Origin of the sequence: Mesorhizobium sp. M0954, from assembly GCF_040319155.1 — a bacterium.
In the GTDB taxonomy this organism is placed as follows: domain Bacteria; phylum Pseudomonadota; class Alphaproteobacteria; order Rhizobiales; family Rhizobiaceae; genus Mesorhizobium.
In genome coordinates, this window is the sequence record NZ_JAMYNR010000011.1 from 120,959 (window position 1) to 135,310 (window position 14,352).

A 14,352-nucleotide genomic window follows, 5' to 3' on the forward strand; every position below is an offset into this window, starting at 1 on the left:
AATGGCTGCCATTGCCGAACTGCCGCTGACCGGGCTCATCGTTGTCGATATGAGCCAGTTCTTGTCCGGGCCTTACTGCTCGCTGCGACTGCTCGACCTCGGCGCTCGGGTCATCAAGATCGAACGGCCTGACGGCGGCGACCTGTCGCGCCGGCTCTATCTCAGCGACACCGAGATCGGCGGCGATTCCACCATTTTCCATGCGATCAACCGCGCCAAGGAAAGCCTTGCCATCGACTTGAAGGACGAGGCCGACCTTGCGGCGCTGCGCGGCCTGCTGGCCAGGGCCGACGTGCTGATCCAGAATTTCAGGCCCGGCGTCATCGAACGCCTGGGCTTCGATTACGAGGCGGTGCGCAAGATCAATCCGCGCCTGGTCTATGCCTCGATCAGCGGCTATGGCGAGGAAGGCCCGTGGGTCAAGCGGCCGGGGCAGGATCTGCTGGCGCAGGCCCGCTCCGGCGTGATGTGGCTGAACGGCGACGAGGACCAGGGGCCGGTGCCCTTCGGCCTGGCGATCGCCGACATGCTGGCGGGTTCCGCCGCCGCGCAAGGCATCCTCGCCGCACTGGTGCGGCGCGGCGTGACCGGCAAGGGCAGCCATGTCGAGACCAGCCTGCTCGAAGCGCTGGTCGACTTCCAGTTCGAGGTGCTGACCACGCATCTCAATGACGGGCGCCGGCTGCCGCGGCGGTCGAGCTTCCGCAGCGCGCACGCCTATCTCTCGGCGCCCTACGGCGTCTATCCGGCCAAGGACGGCTATCTGGCGATCGCCATGACGCCGATCTCGAAACTCGCCGATCTCCTCGGGCTCGAGGAACTTGCGCCCTACCGCGACCAGCCGTCGACCTGGTTCACTGCCCGCGACGAGATCAAGGCGATCATCGCGCAAAAAATCGCGACGAAAACGGTCGACGAGTGGCTTGCCATCCTCGAGCCTGCCGACATCTGGTGCGCCAAGGTTTTGACCTGGCCGGAAATGATGGCCAGCGAAGGCTTCCAGGTCCTCGACATGCTGCAGACGGTGACGCGCGAGGATAACGTTTCGATCCTCACCACGCGCTCGCCGCTCAGAGTCGACGGCGTCCGCGCCAAGGTCGAGCGGGCCGCGCCGCGCATCGGCGAGCACAGCGCAAAAATCCGCGCGGAGTTCGGGCTGTGAGCGACGCCACGCTCAAAGGCATGACCTGGAGCCATCCGCGCGGCTATGACCCGATGGTCGCCTGTTCGAGACTGTGGAAGCAACAAACTGGCATCGCCGTTGAATGGGACAAGCGCTCGCTGCAGGATTTCGAATCCTTCCCGGTCGAGGAACTAGCCCGTGCCTACGACCTGATCGTCGTCGACCATCCGCATGTCGGCCAGATCACCGCCGAGAATTGCCTGGCGCCGCTCGATGTCGCCGGCCGGGAAGCCGAACGCGCGGCACTTGCGGCGGGCAGTGTCGGCCGGTCCTTTTCGAGCTACAACTGGCAAGGCCGGCAGTGGGCGTTTCCGATCGACGCGGCCAGCCAGGTGCAGGCATGGCGGCCCGACATGCTTTCGGCTGCGCCGGCGAGCTGGGCCGATGCCCTCGATCTGGCGCGGCAAGGCCACGTGCTGTTGCCGCTGAGGCCGCCGCATTCGCTGATGGTGTTCTACACGCTTGCCGGCAATCTCGGCCGGCCCGCCGGTGAAGGCCCTGGCGACCACGTGGATCCGGCAGCGGGCAAGCAGGTCTTCGAGATGATGCGCGAGATCGCAGCCCTCGTCGACCCGGCCTGTCTTGGCATGGATCCGATCGCGGTTCTGGAGCAAATGGCCGGATCCGGCTCGCGGATCGCCTGCGCGCCGCTGATCTATGGCTATGTCTCCTATGCCATCGCCGGGTTTCGACCCACCCGCCTGGCTTTCGCGGATATCCCGGCCGCTGGCAATGCCGGCCCCAAAGGCTCGGCGCTCGGCGGGACCGGCATCGCCGTGTCGGCCTTCTCGAAGGCCGGACAGGCAGCAATCGACTTCGCCTACTGGATCGCCAGCGGTGACGTGCAGCGCGGCCCCTACGCCTCGGCCGGCGGCCAGCCCGGCCATGCGGCAGCCTGGGCGGATGCCGCCGTCAACGCCGCCGCCGGCAATTTCTACAAGGACACGCGGGCTACGCTCGAAGGTGCCTGGGTGAGGCCGCGGCACGACGGCTACATGGCGTTCCAGCAGGCGGCGTCCGATCGCATCAATCTCGGCCTGAGCGAAAGGCAGAATGCCGCTCGCGTCGTTGCCGATCTCAATCGCCTGTTTCGGGAGAGCCTTTCGACGCAGGTGTCCGGCGTTGCCGGCGGAGGAGCCTGAAACAACCGAACGGAGGAGAACATGAACAGCCTGATCCGCGGCCTTATGGCCGCAACCGCACTTGCATCGGTCACGACCATAGCCTGCGCTCAAGACGTTTCGGGCGTGATTGCTGGATTGCCGACCGAACTGAAGGCACAATATGACGGCGCGCCGCAAAAGGTGCTGCCGTCGGCCTGGGATAATTTCACGCCGCCGTCAAAGCCGTGGAAATGGTGCCACTCCGAGTCCTACCAGGGCAATCCGTGGCGCGTCACCGTGACCAAGGAGTTGAAGCGGCTGGTCGACGGCCTGATCGCCGACGGCACCGTGGCGAGCTTCGAGGTGTCGGATTCCAACAACGACGCCAGTCAGCAGATCAACCAGATCCGCGCCTTCATCGACAAGAAATGCTCGATCATCACCTCGATCCCCGGCTCGGCGACGGCGCTGGACGATGCCATCGATGCCGCAGCCAAAGCCGGCATCCCCTTCATCACGGCAGCTGGGTCGGTGACCAGCCCGAATGCGATCAACGTCGATTCCAACTATGCGCGCTGGGGCTACGACATGATGACCGCGATCGGCAAAGCAATGCCGGACGGCGGCAGCGTGCTTCTGGTCGAAGGCATTGCCGGTCACCCGATCGTCGTGCAGGAGCGCCAGGGTGGCGACAAGGCGCTGGCCGAAAATTCAAAGCTCAAGGTCTCGCGCAGCGTCAACGGCAATTGGACGGCCAACGTCACCAAGACGGCGGTGCTGCAGGCGATCGCCACCAATCCGGCGCCGATCGATGCGGTGTGGACGACGGGCAGCGAAAGCCGCGTCGTCGCCGAGGCCTTTGCCGAGGCCGGCCGCCCTGCCCCGCTGATCACCGGCTCGATCACCGGCGATGCGCTCGGCTACTGGAAGGCCAATCCCGACAAATACCGCTTCGAAGGCCATGCGGTTCTGCCGCACTGGACGGCCGAGACGCTGTTTCGTGTCGGCGTGCGCATGCTCGACGGACAGAAGCCGAAGCTCAACACGCTGCTGATCCCGATTCCGCCGGTGCACAATGCCGACCTCGGCGCCTGGTACAAGGACTGCATGACGCCGGACGCCGTCTCGATCTTCCCGGTCCCGCCGAAGGATCCGATGCCGGAGGAATGGCTCGATGCCTACTTCGCCAATCCGGCACCCACCAAGGGCTGGGATTATTCGAAGGTGCCGGACGCCTGCGCCAAGTAGGATACGAAGGCCGGCTCCGCACGGGCGGTGCCGGCTTTCTCCATCAGGATTGCTCATGCTGGAAGTCCAGGCCATCTCGAAACGCTACGGTGAAACGATCGCGCTGGCCAATGCCTCCATCGCATTCCGCGCCGGCACGATCCACACCATCCTGGGCGAGAATGGGTCGGGCAAGAGCACGCTGGTCAAGCTGCTGTCGGGAATCGTCCAGCCGGACAGCGGCGCGATCCTGCTCGACGGAGCGCCCTTTACCGGCCTCTCGCCGGCGGCGTTCCAGGGCGTCGGGTTCGCCACCGTGTTCCAGGAAGTGCTGATCGCGCCTGACCGTTCGGTGACGGACAACATCCTGCTCGGCCTCGACGGCTTGCTGACGCGCACCGTGCCGCGTGCCGAGCGGCGGCAACCCGCGCAAGCGGTGCTGAAGCGCTTCGCGGTGACCGAGATCCCGCTCGACCAGTTGGCCGGGCAATTGCCGCTTGCGGTTCAGCAATTGGTAGTGCTCGCCCGCGCCGTGGTGCGCAGCCCGCGCATTCTCATCCTTGACGAGGTTACGGCGGCGCTCGACTTTGCCGATCGCGAGGCGGTCTTCGCCATGATGCGCAAGCTTGCCTCCGAAGGCTGCCTGATCCTGTTCATCACCCATCGCATGGACGAGGTGATGTCGCTTTCGGACCGGATTTCCGTGCTGCGCGGCGGCAGCGTGGTGACGACTGAGGAACGCGGCACGTCCTCCGCATCCGAACTTCTCAGAGCGATGGCGCCACGCACGGCGGCGGAGCTGGCGCATGGCTGATCGCGCCAGCCTTTCGGTGCGTGGCCTGGTGATCGCGCCGGGCGCAAGCCCCATGACGCAAACCATCGCGCCTGGCGAGATCGTCGGCCTTGCCGGCCTCGACGGCCACGGACAGGAGCGGTTCCTGAAAGTGCTGGCCGGCCTGGAACGCCCGGCCGGCGGCGAGGTGACCGTCGAGGCGCCAACCGGAGCGCGCGCGATCACCAATTTCCGCAAGGCGGTCGCCGGCGGCATCGCCTATTTGCCGCGCGACCGGCGCACCACCGGCATTTTTCCGACCCAATCGGTGCTCGACAATTTTGCCGTCTCGACGCTGTCGCGCGATATGCGTTTCGGTCTGCTCAGCTTCGCCGCGCGGCGGCAGCGCTATGAACGCTATCGGGACAGACTGTCGATCATCGCGCCACGGCCGGACGCCCCGATCACCACGCTTTCCGGCGGCAATCAGCAGAAGGTGCTGCTGGCCCGCGCATTGGCGCTGGAACCGGCGATCCTGCTCCTCAATGATCCGACGCGCGGTGTCGACGTGGCGACGCGCCATGTCCTCTACGATGTGTTTCGTGGACTGGCGGCGGACGGCATGGCTCTGGTCATCCTGTCGAGCGAGATCGAGGAGATCCTCCTGCTTTGCCATCGCGTGCTGGTGTTCCGCGAACAGCAGGTGGCGGCTGAAATCACCGGAGATGCGATGAAAAGCGATACGGTGATCGCCGCCATGTTCGGGCGCGCGGCATGAGCGGGTTGCGGCGCATGGCGGCGCGATGGCGCGGCGCTGGCTTTGCGGCAGTGCTGCTGGCCATCCTGATCGCGGTCAATCTGCTGCTCAATCCGGCGCGCTTCCATCCTGCCGCCTGGGGGGCGCTGATCGGGCTCGCCGCGCCGCTGATCGGCGCAGCGCTCGCCTCGGCTCCGGTGATCCTCGCCGGGCGCGGCGGCATCGACATTTCCGTCGGACCATTGATGGGCTTCGTCAATGCGATGGTGATCCAGCTGCTGTTTCTCAGGCTTGGCATATCTTCGCCGCTGGTCATCGTGCCGGCGGCGCTTCTGATCGGCGCGATCGTCGGCGCCGCCAACGGCTTTCTGGCGACCATCGTCCGCATCCAGCCAATCGTTGCGACGCTCGGCACCTATCTGATCCTCACCGGCATGACGCTGACCGTCCTGCCGGCGCCGATCGGGCCGGCGCCGGGCTGGCTGAAGGCAATGGCCGGACCCTGGTCGGCACTGCCGCTGGCGCTGATCTTGCTGTTCTGGTGGCTGGTGCGACACGCGCCTTATTACGACCAGCTGATGGCGGTGGGCAGCGACGATCGTGCCGCCTACACGGCCGGCGTTCCAGTCACCAAAGTACGTTTCATAGCCTATGTCATGACCGGCATACTTGCCGCCTGTGCCGGCCTCATGCTGACCGCCCTGATCGGTTCGGCCGACCCTAATATCGGGCCGACCTACACGCTGATCGCGATTGCCGCGGTGGCGCTCGGCGGCGTCAGCCTTGCCGGCGGGCGCGGCGGGCTCGCCGGCGCCGCCATCGGCGCTGTCGACATCTTCCTGCTGCAGAGCGTGCTGACCGCCTTCAACGTCTCCACCTATGTGCTGCAGATCGCCTATGGCACGATCCTGGTTGTGGCCGTCATCATGACGGCGCTGCAGGAGCGGCTCTCGGGACGGAAAGGCTGAGAAGCATGAGCCGGAACTGGTTCCAGTCCACCAATGCCCGCGTCGCCGGTGCCTTTGCCGTCGCTGTCGCCTTGCATCTCCTTGGCACCTTGCTCATCCCGGGCTACTCCCAGCCGTTCGCCATCCGGGCGCTGCTGGTGATCGCCTCGCTCCTGGCGGTGGCATCGATCGGCCAGACCCTCGTCGTAATCCTGGGCGGTATCGATCTGTCGATCCCCTTCATCATCGGCTTTGCCAATGTCGTTGCCGCACAGCTCTACGGCGGCGGCTGGAATTTTGCCCTTGTCTGCGCAGTCGTCGTCGCGCTCGCCATACTGATCGGGGCGCTGAACGGCCTGATCTCGCGCGGGCTCGACATCCACCCGCTGATCGTCACGCTCGGCACTGGCATGATCGTGCAAGGCGCCGTCCTGTTGTGGACCGGCGGCTTTCCGTCCGGATCGGCGCCGCAAGCGGTTTCCGCCTTCGTTTCGATCGGCGGTTCGGTGGGACCGCTGCCGGTGCCGGGGCTGGTGCCATGCGTACTGGTGTTGACCTTGCTGGTGGCGCTGGTGCTGGCGCGCACGCCATACGGCCGCCGTCTCTACGCCCTAGGCAGCAATCCAGGTGCTGCGCCGCTGGCGCTGATCGATCCAGTCCGCATGTGGACCGTGACCTATGCCGCGAGCGCCTTCTTCGCCGCCGCAGCCGGCGTGCTGCTGCTCGGCTTCACCGGCTCTGCCTATGGCGATGTCGGCCAGCCCTATCTGTTCCAGACGATCGCGGCCGTGGTGGTCGGCGGCGCCGCCCTTGTCGGCGGCCGCGGCAGCTATTTCGGCACCGTTGCCGGCGTGCTGGTGCTGACGGAGATCAACACGCTGCTGATCGGCCTCGGCTTCCGGCCCTCGACGGTGCAGGCGGCACTTGGCCTGGTCATCGTGCTCCTGGTTTCGCTCTACGGTCGCGAGCGGCACGTGTCGGCGACGATCTGAGGCCACCTATTCGTTTTAGCCGCATTTGTGCGACGCCATGTGATTCCATCACTTGGCTGCAAAATGCTCTACAAACGCCACAGCCGCTTGGCGTTGCCGGACAGCAGTTGCTGCCTTTCATCGGCGCTGGTGCCGGCAAGCAGCGCGTGCGTTGCCGCCACCCAGGTCGCAAGCCCGCCGCCAAGCGTGCAGACCGGCCAGTCGCTGCCCCACACAACGCGGTCCCAGCCGAAGCATTCGATGGTGTGCTCGACATAGGAACGCAGCGTTTCGACAGTCCAGGATCCGGCATCCGCATAGGCGACCACACCGGAAATTTTGCCGACGACGTTCGGACGCCGCGCGATCTCCGCCATGTGCTCGCGCCAGGGGTGCTCGGCACCACCCTTGATGTCGGGCACGCCGCAATGGTCGAGCACGAACTGCACGTCCGGCGCGAGGTCGGTGAGTGCAATCGCCTTGGGGATCTGGTGCGGCAGAACGACAAGGTCGAAGGTCAGGCCGCTGCCGGCAAGCCGCTTGATGTTTTCACGAAACAGCGCGCCCTCCGAAAGCTCGTCCGGCATGACGTGCAGCACGCGGCGAAAGCCCTTGACGAAAGGATCGGCGCGCTGGCGCTCGAGATAGGCGGCAAAGCCGGGCTCTTCCGGACGGCAGGAGGCAATTGCCCCCCGCAGCAAGCTGGCCTTTTCCCGCGACAGCGCTTTGACACGGCTGGTTTCAGCCTCGATGTCGGCAGGATCGACATCGACCTCCATATGCAATGCGCCGTCGATGCCGGCACGGCGGGCCTGGACTGCATATTCGACGTAGGAGAAATCGCGGTTGAGCGCCGGCACGCCGGCCAGCCAGGGATAGCGCAGCGCGGACTGGTCGATCAGGTGCAGATGGGTGTCGAAGATCATGGTGGCGCGCTCCTCCTTGGCGACTTCGAGATCATCTCACGGAGAAATTCTTCATTCAAATAAGAATTCATCGCGATTGCTTGACGGTCGATCCCGCCAGTTGCGACAGCTTTTCGGTCGCTGCCAGCAGCAGCTCAATCGTCCTCGTAATGTCGGGCGCCTTGGGTGCGTTGACCAGGGTTATGTAGGGGATCGACAGCGCGGCGATCGCCCTGCCGTCCGAACCAAGAACCGGTGTCGACAGGTTGAAGACACCGGCGGTCTGCATCGATGCCATCATCTCGTAGCCGCGTTCCCGGATCTGGTCGAGGCGGGCAAAGAACTCCGGCGATTGCGGTGGCTTGTCGGTGCTGCGCAGATGTTCTGAGATCATCATCTGCCGCTCTTCCGGCTGGCGGAACGCCAGCAACACATGGCCGGAGCCGGTGTCGAACAGGCTGATATGCGAGCCGACGCGGATCGAGATGCCCCAGTAATCAGGCGCCTCCTGCTGTGCGATCACCACCGCGGAACCGCGGTCGAAGACAACCAACTGATTTGCCTGCTGTGTGGTTTCGGCCAGTTCGCGCATCAGCGGCGTCGCATAGGAAACCAGCCGGCGCACCGGCGCGTGCAGCTGCGCGAGGCCAAACAGCTTGAGTGTCAGCGAATAACGGTCGCCATCCGGCCGCGTGACGTAGCCGCGCCGCACCAGCCGGTCCAGCATGCGGTAGAACTCGTTCGGGCTGCGGTCGAGCTTCTTGGCAATTTCCGCCTGCGTCAGGCCGCCGTCGACGCCGGCCAGCAGCTCGAGAATGTCGAGCCCCTTGTCCAACGCCGGGGCTCGATAGCGGTCGTCTTCCTCGTCCTCTGCCATTGGGCTTCTCCAGTGAATTTCACCTTTCATATACGCATAACGGCATTGCTTCCGGAAGAACTTTCGGCTTGACGATCCTATAAATGTTTTGTTTGTATATGAATGAAGCTGCCGATCAGCCCTCGCTATGGATCGACGCAGACTCTTGGGAGGATACAATGACGAAACTGTTTTGCGGCCTGTCGGCCGGCGTAACGCTGCTCGCACTTGGTGCGAGTGCTGCCCTTGCTGCCGACCTGCCCGGTAAATTCGACGGCGTCACCATCGACGCCAAGCTGATCGGCGGCCAGCAATATGAAGGGCTGTACGCGCGCATCGGCGAATGGGAAAAACTGACCGGCGCCAAGGTCAACGTGATCTCGAAGAAAAACCACTTCGAGCTCGACAAGGAGATCAAGTCGGACATCGCCTCCGGCAGCATCAACTGGTGCGTCGGGTCGAACCACTCGTCCTTCGCGCCGCAATATCCTGATATCTACACCGATCTCAACAAGCTGCTGCCGAAGGAGGAGATCGACGCCTTCGTGCCGTCGACGATCAAGGCCTCCACGCTCGAGGGCAAGCTGGTCATGCTGCCTCGCGCGCAGTTCGACGTCTCGGCGCTCTATTACCAGAAGAGCCTCTACCAGGACGAAGCCAAGAAGGCCGCCTACAAGGCCAAGTACGGCAAGGATCTGACACCGCCCGACACCTGGGACGAGGTCGCCCAGCAGGCGGAATTCTTCGCCAGCCCGCCCGATTTCTACGGCACCCAGTTCGCCGGCAAGGAAGAGGCGATCAACGGCCGCTTTTACGAGATGCTCATCGCCGACGGCGGCGAATACCTCGACAAGGATGGCAAGCCGGCCTTCAACTCGGAAGCCGGCGTGCACGCGCTCGACTGGTTCGTCAATCTCTACAAGGCCAAGGCGGTGCCGGCCGGCACCACCAACTATCTGTGGGACGATCTCGGCCAGGGCTTTGCCTCGGGCACCGTCGCCATCAACCTCGACTGGCCGGGCTGGGCAGGCTTTTTCAACGATCCGAAGTCGTCGAAGGTCGCCGGCAATGTCGGCGTGAAGGTGGCGCCGAAGGGATCGGCCGGCATTCGCACCGGCTGGTCGGGGCACCACGGATTTTCGGTCACCGAAAACTGCGCCAGCAAGGAGGCCGCGGCGTCGCTGGTCTGGTTCCTGACCAATGAGGACAGCCAGAAGCTCGAGGCGGCAAGCGGCCCACTGCCGACCCGCACGGCGGTGTGGGACTGGGATATCCAGCAGGCGGCCAGCGATCCTTACAAGAAGGAAGTGCTGGCGGCTTTCCAGGAGGAGGCAAAGCACGCTTTTGCCGTGCCGCAGACACCTGAATGGATCGAAATCTCCAACGCCGTCTATCCCGAATTGCAGGCCGCCATCCTCGGCGACAAGACCTCCAAGCAGGCGCTGGACGACGCTGCCGCCAAGGCCACGCAGATCCTCGAGGACGCCGGCAAGCTTTGACCATTTTCCCAAGGGGGCGCCGCGCTCATCGAAGAGCGGCGCCCCCGAACTTTTTTCGGACCATGCGCAACACGCTTTGTCTTGATCCCGGCTGGCCGATGGCGGCCTTCGGTATCCGGGCACCAACCAGAACCGGATCGCCATGAAAGGCTGGAGACCTTCGCCGCCATTGCTGCTCCTGCTGCCGGCGGTGATCGTTCTGGCGGCGGTGGTGGTGGTGCCGCTGCTGCTTTCGCTCTATTCCAGCTTCACGCCGTTCCGGCTGACCAGGCCGGAGACGTTCTGGGTCTTCATCGGCGCGCGCAACTACGTCGCCATCCTGACCAGCCGCGCTTTCTGGGTCGCCTTTGCCCGCACCGTGGTGCTGCTGACGGTGGCGCTCAACCTGGAAATGCTGATCGGGCTCGGGCTGGCCCTGCTGGTGGAGAAAGCGTCGCGCGGCCAGCGGATCCTGCGCACCATCATGATGTTTCCGATGATGTTTTCGCCGATCCTCGTCGGCTTCCAGTTCAAATTCATGTTCAACGACAATATCGGCCTGGTGAACAACGCCCTGCAGGGGCTTGGCCTGACAGATCGCGCCATCCCGTGGCTGATCGACGGAAATCTCGCCTTCATCGCCATCCTGATCGCCGAGATCTGGTCGTCGACCTCGGTGTTCGCGATCCTGATCCTGGCCGGGCTGCTGGCGATGCCGCGCGAACCGGTCGAGGCGGCCCGCGTCGACGGCTGCACGCCGTGGCAGACATTCCGCTATGTCACCTGGCCGTTCATCATGCCGTTTGCCTTTATCGCCATGACCATCCGCTCACTCGACGTCGCGCGCGCCTATGACATCGTCAAGATCATGACCGACGGCGGCCCCGCCGGCCGCACTGAACTGGTCTGGACGCTGGTCGCCCGCACCGCCTATGGCGATGCCAGGATGGGAATGGCCAATGCCATGGCCTATTTCTCGATCCTGCTATCGATACTGTTCACCGTCTATTTCTACCGAAAGCTCGCCGCGGCGCGCACGCAGATCGCGGCGGAGTGGTGAGGATGGACCAGAACAGCCTGCATCGCGTCGGCAACAAAGCGCTCGGAATCGTTCACGGCATCGGACTGTTCCTGGCCATGCTGGTCATCTGCCTGCCCGGCATCTGGATCGTGCTGTCGTCGCTGCGGCCGACCGTCGAAATCATGGCCAAGCCGCCGGTGTGGATCCCGCAGCAACTCTCGCTCGACGCCTACATCGCCATGTTCAGCGGCGTCGGCCAGGGCGGCATTCCGGTGCTCGACTACTTCCGCAATTCGCTGATCATCTCGGTGACCTCGACGGTGATCGCCATCGTCATCGGCATGGCCGGCGGCTACGCCTTTGCGCGCTACCGCTTTCGCGCCAAATCGGCGATGTTCCTCGGCCTGATGCTGACGCGCACGGTGCCCGGCATCGCACTGTCGCTGCCGCTGTTCTTCGTCTTTGCGCGGCTCGGCATCATCGACACGCATTTCGGGCTGATCCTGGTCTATGTCGCGCTTAACGTGCCGTTCACCGTCTGGCTGATCGACGGCTTTTTCCGCCAGGTGCCGAAAGATCTCGCCGAAGCCGCGCAGATCGACGGCTGCACGCGCTGGCAGGCCTTCTGGCAGGTCGAGTTTCCACTCGCCGGGCCCGGCATCGCCTCGGCCGGCATCTTTGCCTTCCTCACTTCATGGAACGAGTTCGCGCTCGCCTCGCAGCTGACGCGCTCGATCAACTCCAAGACCCTGCCGGTCGGCCTGCTCGACTATACAGCCGAATTCACCATCGACTGGCGCGGCATGTGCGCGCTCGCCGTGGTCATGGTCATACCGGCGCTCACGCTTACCTTCATCGTCCAGAAACACCTCGTCGGCGGCCTCACTTCCGGCGCGGTGAAAGGCTGACATGGCAACTGTATCGCTCAAGAACCTCACCAAAAGCTACGGCCCGGTGGCGGTGGTGCACGGCATCGATCTCGAGGTCGCCGACCGCGAGTTCATCGCGCTGGTCGGGCCGTCCGGCTGCGGCAAGTCGACAACCCTGCGCATGATCGCCGGCCTCGAGGCGATCAGCGACGGGATCATCGAGATCGGCGGCCGCATGGTCAACGACCTGCCGCCGCGCTCGCGCAACATCTCGATGGTGTTCCAGTCATACGCGCTCTATCCGCATATGACGGTGCGCGAAAACCTCGGCTTCTCGCTCAAGATAGCGGGCGCCGCGAAAGAAGAAATGGACCGTCGCGTCGCCGAAGCGTCCGGCATTCTCGGCCTCGACCAATTGCTCGACCGCCGGCCGTCGCAGCTGTCCGGCGGACAGCGCCAGCGCGTCGCCATGGGCCGCGCCATCGTGCGCGATCCCGACGTCTTCCTGTTCGACGAGCCGCTTTCCAATCTCGACGCCAAGCTTCGGACGCAGATGCGCACCGAGATCAAGAAACTGCATGCCAAGGTCAAGTCGACGGTGATCTACGTCACCCATGACCAGGTCGAAGCGATGACATTGGCGGACCGTATCGTCATCATGCGTGACGGTTTCATCGAGCAGGTCGGCACACCCGACGAGGTCTTCCGCCGGCCCCAGACACGCTTCGTCGCGGGCTTCATCGGCTCGCCGCCGATGAATCTGCATGAGGCGGTTGTCGACGACGGACAGTTGCTGTTCGCCAGCGGCGAGAGGCTGCCTTTGCCCAGCCAGTTCAAGGCCAATATCGAGGCCGGCGACAAAGTCGTGTTCGGCCTCAGGCCCGACGACATTTATCCGACCGGGCATGGCATCAGCTCCGGCGAAGACGTCGACGTCCACCAGCTGGAGTTGCCGGTGACCGTCACCGAGCCGCTCGGCAACGAGACGCTGGTGTTCGCCGAATTCAACGGCAGCGACTGGGTATCGCGGATGCTCAATCCAAAGCCGCTGAAAGCCGGCGACCGGGTCAAGATGAGCCTGGACCTGTCGCAGGCCCATCTGTTTTCTGCTGAAACGGGCAAGACATTGCGAGGTTAAAACCATGGCAAAGATCGAGAAAATCGAACTGCGGATGGTCGACCTGGTGCCGAAGGTCAAGCGCACCGATGCCATCCAGAGTTTTGTCAGCCAGGAAACACCGATCGTCACCATCACCGACGCCGACGGCGCGGTCGGCACCGGCTACAGCTACACGATCGGCACCGGCGGCTCCTCGGTGATGCGGCTGCTGGCCGACCACCTTGCGCCGCGGCTGATCGGCCGCGACGCCGACATGATCGAGGCGATCTGGCACGAGCTGGAGTTCGCCACCCATGCCACGACGATCGGCGCGATCACGGCAATCGCGCTGGCGGCCATCGACACTGCGCTTTGGGACCTGCGGGCCAAGAAACAGAGGCTGCCGCTGTGGAAGCTGGCCGGCGGCGCCAAGGACCGCTGCCCGCTCTACACGACCGAAGGCGGCTGGCTGCATATCGAAACCGAGGCGCTGGTCGTGGATGCGCTGGCCGCCAAGGGCAAGGGGTTTCGCGGCTCGAAGGTCAAGATCGGCAAGCCGCACGGCTCCGAGGATCTTGTCCGGCTGACGGCGGTGCGCCGGGCGGTTGGAGACTCCTACGAAATCATGACCGACTGCAACCAGGGCTTCTCGGTCGACGAGGCAGTCCGCCGGGCCGAGCGCTTGCGTGAACTCGATCTCGCCTGGATCGAGGAACCGTTGCCGGCCGACGACATAGACGGCCATATCCGCCTGTCGAATGCGACGTCGACGCCGATCGCCGTCGGCGAGTCGCTCTACTCGATCCGGCATTTCCGCGAATATATGCAGAAGGGCGCATGCTCGATCGTGCAGGTCGATGTCGGTCGCATCGGCGGCATCACGCCGTGGCTGAAGGTGGCGCATGCAGCCGAGGCGTTCGACATCCCGGTCTGCCCGCATTTCCTGATGGAACTGCATGTCAGCCTGACGTGCGCCGTTCAGAACGGCAGATATGTCGAGTATATTCCGCAGCTCGACGAGCTGACTGGGAAGAAGATGCGCATCGAGGACGGGCACGCATTGGCGCCGGACGAACCCGGCATTGGTATCGACTGGGACTGGGATGCGATCAAGGCGAAGAGCATCGCGGAATTCACCACGACGATAGAAAAATAGGAGGCGGA

The 14,352-nt window shown here is 64.3% G+C and carries 14 protein-coding genes; 12 read left to right on the forward strand and 2 right to left on the reverse strand.

Annotated elements, in window-relative coordinates:
* Position 1: 1 nt before the first annotated feature.
* The 7 genes from NKH93_RS17105 to NKH93_RS17135 are packed head-to-tail and all read left to right on the forward strand — an operon-like array spanning position 2 to position 6,981.
* Positions 2-1,162 (forward strand): CaiB/BaiF CoA transferase family protein, encoded by a 1,161-nt coding sequence (locus NKH93_RS17105; protein WP_352971044.1) that lies wholly within the window; start codon positions 2-4, stop codon positions 1,160-1,162.
* Positions 1,163-1,182: 20 nt separating this feature from the next.
* Positions 1,183-2,325 carry an extracellular solute-binding protein gene (locus NKH93_RS17110; protein ID WP_352971156.1) on the forward strand — a complete coding sequence of 381 codons (1,143 nt, stop codon included), beginning with the start codon at positions 1,183-1,185 and terminating at the stop codon, positions 2,323-2,325.
* 21 nt (positions 2,326-2,346) lie between these two features.
* Positions 2,347-3,534 (forward strand): ABC transporter substrate-binding protein, encoded by a 1,188-nt coding sequence (locus tag NKH93_RS17115; RefSeq protein ID WP_352590350.1) that lies wholly within the window; start codon positions 2,347-2,349, stop codon positions 3,532-3,534.
* Between the two features lie 55 nt (positions 3,535-3,589).
* Positions 3,590-4,327, forward strand: coding sequence for an ATP-binding cassette domain-containing protein (locus NKH93_RS17120; RefSeq protein ID WP_352971048.1), 738 nt, complete (start codon positions 3,590-3,592; stop codon positions 4,325-4,327).
* Positions 4,320-5,063 carry an ATP-binding cassette domain-containing protein gene (locus tag NKH93_RS17125; protein WP_352472917.1) on the forward strand — a complete coding sequence of 248 codons (744 nt, stop codon included), beginning with the start codon at positions 4,320-4,322 and terminating at the stop codon, positions 5,061-5,063. The genes NKH93_RS17120 and NKH93_RS17125 overlap by 8 nt, the downstream gene beginning before the upstream one ends.
* Entirely contained in the window at positions 5,060-6,010 is a 951-nt protein-coding gene (locus tag NKH93_RS17130) for an ABC transporter permease (protein WP_352971052.1), read from the forward strand. Before NKH93_RS17125 ends, NKH93_RS17130 begins: the two co-directional genes overlap by 4 nt.
* A 5-nt stretch (positions 6,011-6,015) precedes the next feature.
* Positions 6,016-6,981: an ABC transporter permease gene (locus NKH93_RS17135; RefSeq protein WP_352971056.1), complete on the forward strand. Its 966-nt coding sequence runs from the start codon at positions 6,016-6,018 to the stop codon at positions 6,979-6,981.
* A gap of 68 nt (positions 6,982-7,049) precedes the next feature.
* On the opposite strand, the gene NKH93_RS17140 is transcribed toward NKH93_RS17135, so the two are convergent.
* Positions 7,050-7,886 (reverse strand): amidohydrolase family protein, encoded by an 837-nt coding sequence (locus tag NKH93_RS17140; RefSeq protein WP_352971059.1) that lies wholly within the window; start codon positions 7,884-7,886, stop codon positions 7,050-7,052.
* Between the two features lie 67 nt (positions 7,887-7,953).
* Positions 7,954-8,742 (reverse strand): IclR family transcriptional regulator, encoded by a 789-nt coding sequence (locus tag NKH93_RS17145; RefSeq protein WP_352971062.1) that lies wholly within the window; start codon positions 8,740-8,742, stop codon positions 7,954-7,956.
* Between the two features lie 158 nt (positions 8,743-8,900).
* Here NKH93_RS17145 and NKH93_RS17150 point away from each other — a divergent pair, with 158 nt between their 5' ends.
* The 5 genes from NKH93_RS17150 (at position 8,901) to NKH93_RS17170 (ending at position 14,344) form a co-directional block, all read left to right on the forward strand.
* Entirely contained in the window at positions 8,901-10,220 is a 1,320-nt protein-coding gene (locus NKH93_RS17150; RefSeq protein ID WP_352768372.1) for an ABC transporter substrate-binding protein, read from the forward strand.
* 142 nt (positions 10,221-10,362) lie between these two features.
* Positions 10,363-11,259 (forward strand): carbohydrate ABC transporter permease, encoded by an 897-nt coding sequence (locus NKH93_RS17155; RefSeq protein ID WP_352451568.1) that lies wholly within the window; start codon positions 10,363-10,365, stop codon positions 11,257-11,259.
* A gap of 2 nt (positions 11,260-11,261) precedes the next feature.
* Positions 11,262-12,128, forward strand: coding sequence for a carbohydrate ABC transporter permease (locus NKH93_RS17160; protein WP_352451567.1), 867 nt, complete (start codon positions 11,262-11,264; stop codon positions 12,126-12,128).
* A 1-nt stretch (position 12,129) separates the two neighbouring features.
* Positions 12,130-13,227 carry an ABC transporter ATP-binding protein gene (locus tag NKH93_RS17165; RefSeq protein ID WP_352472909.1) on the forward strand — a complete coding sequence of 366 codons (1,098 nt, stop codon included), beginning with the start codon at positions 12,130-12,132 and terminating at the stop codon, positions 13,225-13,227.
* Between the two features lie 4 nt (positions 13,228-13,231).
* Positions 13,232-14,344 (forward strand): mandelate racemase/muconate lactonizing enzyme family protein, encoded by a 1,113-nt coding sequence (locus NKH93_RS17170; protein ID WP_352819015.1) that lies wholly within the window; start codon positions 13,232-13,234, stop codon positions 14,342-14,344.
* Positions 14,345-14,352 lie beyond the last annotated feature (8 nt).